This is a genomic window from Priestia sp. P5_B4, from assembly GCF_056400385.1.
Window position 1 is genome coordinate 1 of sequence record NZ_JBFULJ010000678.1, and the last position, 2,085, is coordinate 2,085.

Below are 2,085 nucleotides of genomic sequence, written 5' to 3' on the forward strand. Positions count from 1 at the left end.
GCTGTGACGAATAAAATAATAAGTATGAAACCTATTGATATCTTTAAAGCATTATCTAATGAAACTCGATTAAATATATTGGAGTGGTTAAAAGAACCTGAAAAGCATTTTAAAGACAAACAAGCACATTTGCCTAAGGAGGTCAGCAGCAGAGGCGGTGTTTGCGTGGGAGATATTCAGGAAAAAGCTCAGCTGTCTCAGTCCACAGTGTCCAGTTATCTTTCCATGATGCAAAAAGCAGGTTTGTTAGAGTCAATTCGGCACGGTCAATGGACATACTATCGCCGAAACGAAGAAACGCTTCAAGAGCTTTCTTCATTCTTACGAAAAAAACTTTAACGAGTTTTTTTCACTTATTATATCTACTTTTCTAGATATATGAATATAAAGAAATATTGGAGTGATAAACGTGAAGTTGTTGGTTTATTTGATTGCAGTTCTAGGCGGCGCTGCTTTAAGTATGGAAGGCGCTATTGCCGGAGAACTTGGAAAAACAGTGGKGAAACTTGAAAGCAGTTATTATATTTTTATCATGGGAACACTCATTTTAGGTCTGACTACTTTATTTGCTGGAAAAGGAGATTTACCTTACGTCTTAAAAGCACCTAAGTGGAATTTAACCGGCGGTTTATTAGGTACGGTGTATTTAACAATTCTAGTGATTAGTATCCCCTTTATCGGAATTGGCGTTTCAATGGTTGCTGTTATTGTGGGCCAAATGATTACAAGTATGATCATTGAGCATTTTGGTTGGCTTGGCAGCAGCAAAATTAAAATTAACAAAGAACGCGTAATGGCTATTGTATGTATGGGAATTGCGCTTGTACTTATTTTCTAGGAGGGTTTTATGATGAGTTTATTGATGGTGATCCTTACCTTAATAGGAGGATTAACGCTAAGCGCTCAGTCTTCTATTAACGGCACACTAAGTAAAAAAACAGGTACGTTTGAAACAGCTTTTTTAACCTTTGCAACAGGTGCCATGATTTTAACAATTGTCGTTGTATTTTTTGGTCAAGGAAACATTCTCTCGGTTTTCGATGTCCCTAAATGGCAGCTTACCTGCGCTTTATTCGGAGCATCTTATTTATTTCTAACGGTTTTAGCTGTACCTAAAATTGGTGTAACAGCAGCTAATATCTCAACTGTTATCGGTCAGTTATTTGCAAGTATGATTATCGACCATTTTGGCTGGTTTGGAAGCAAGGAAGTACCCTTTGATCTATCCCGCTGGATTGGTGTAGCATTTATGTTATTAGCTCTTTATTTTATTTTTAAAGGCAATAAGAAAACAGCAGCATAAAATATTCATGAAAATAGCCAAGTGCCTCTATGTAAAGGCGCACTTGGCTATTTTTTGTACGTAAACCGCATTTGAATTTTCAATCAATTATTTAGAACATATCTTATTTAAACTAAATTGATTTTAAATAAGGTAAATTCCACAAAAAAAATTGTGCATACCTTCCTGCCTTTGTTCAAAAGATAAAGAGGCAGATCTAGAAAATCAGCTACATAAACGAACAGGTAAGGTGGGTTTTTTCGTGGGAAAATTTTTATTTTTAGCAGCATTTGTCTTTTTTTGTTTTACGCTTTCCATTTCCGCAGAAGAAAATATACCAGAAGAAAATATAGAATCACACGTAAGTCAGCCTGTTGTAAAAGATTTTATTTATCAATATCTTGAACCTTGGGTACATCAAGATATTACTTCTCATTATGAGAAGGTTTACGGTAAACAGCATAAAAAAGTAAAAGTTCGCCCTATTAAAAAAGATGATATCGGGATACAAATGGGTGAAATACAGCCCGGTAAAGGCGGTAAGTTCACTCATATTGTGCGGGTGAAAATCTTAAACTTAAAAGTAAAACCTGAAGGAGAAGATGAATTTTTTGCAACGGATACGCTTATTTATAAAGTGAATATCAACGAACTTTCTGCTGAAAATGATGTAGAAAACGTCGTAAAACTACTCGAGTATAAACATCAAGAAAGATAAAATTCCAACTCTCCCCCCTTTTGAAGGTATTTATTCCTCTATTCAAAAGGGGCTTTATTATGAAGTGTGTTTTCTCTTCACATAT

Annotated in this window: 4 protein-coding genes; all 4 read left to right on the forward strand. The window is 35.2% G+C overall.

Annotated features, from left to right (window positions below; genetic code table 11):
* Positions 1-24: 24 nt before the first annotated feature.
* The 4 genes from AC1DRF_RS24590 to AC1DRF_RS24605 all read left to right on the forward strand — a co-directional run bounded on the left by AC1DRF_RS24590 (position 25) and on the right by AC1DRF_RS24605 (position 2,000).
* Complete coding sequence (locus AC1DRF_RS24590; protein ID WP_013083854.1) at positions 25-339, forward strand: ArsR/SmtB family transcription factor; 315 nt, start codon at positions 25-27, stop codon at positions 337-339.
* 70 nt (positions 340-409) lie between these two features.
* On the forward strand, positions 410-838 hold the full coding sequence (locus AC1DRF_RS24595) for a DMT family transporter (protein WP_477741927.1): 429 nt from the start codon (positions 410-412) through the stop codon (positions 836-838).
* A 12-nt stretch (positions 839-850) separates the two neighbouring features.
* Positions 851-1,303 carry a DMT family transporter gene (locus tag AC1DRF_RS24600; protein ID WP_013057779.1) on the forward strand — a complete coding sequence of 151 codons (453 nt, stop codon included), beginning with the start codon at positions 851-853 and terminating at the stop codon, positions 1,301-1,303.
* A gap of 241 nt (positions 1,304-1,544) precedes the next feature.
* Positions 1,545-2,000, forward strand: coding sequence for a hypothetical protein (locus AC1DRF_RS24605; protein WP_427075990.1), 456 nt, complete (start codon positions 1,545-1,547; stop codon positions 1,998-2,000).
* Positions 2,001-2,085: the final 85 nt, after the last annotated feature.

Coding starts and splice junctions, on each gene's coding strand:
- AC1DRF_RS24590 (WP_013083854.1), top strand. CDS start 25: ATGAAACCTATTGATATCTTTAAAGCATTATCTAATGAAACTCGATTA.
- AC1DRF_RS24600 (WP_013057779.1), top strand. CDS start 851: ATGAGTTTATTGATGGTGATCCTTACCTTAATAGGAGGATTAACGCTA.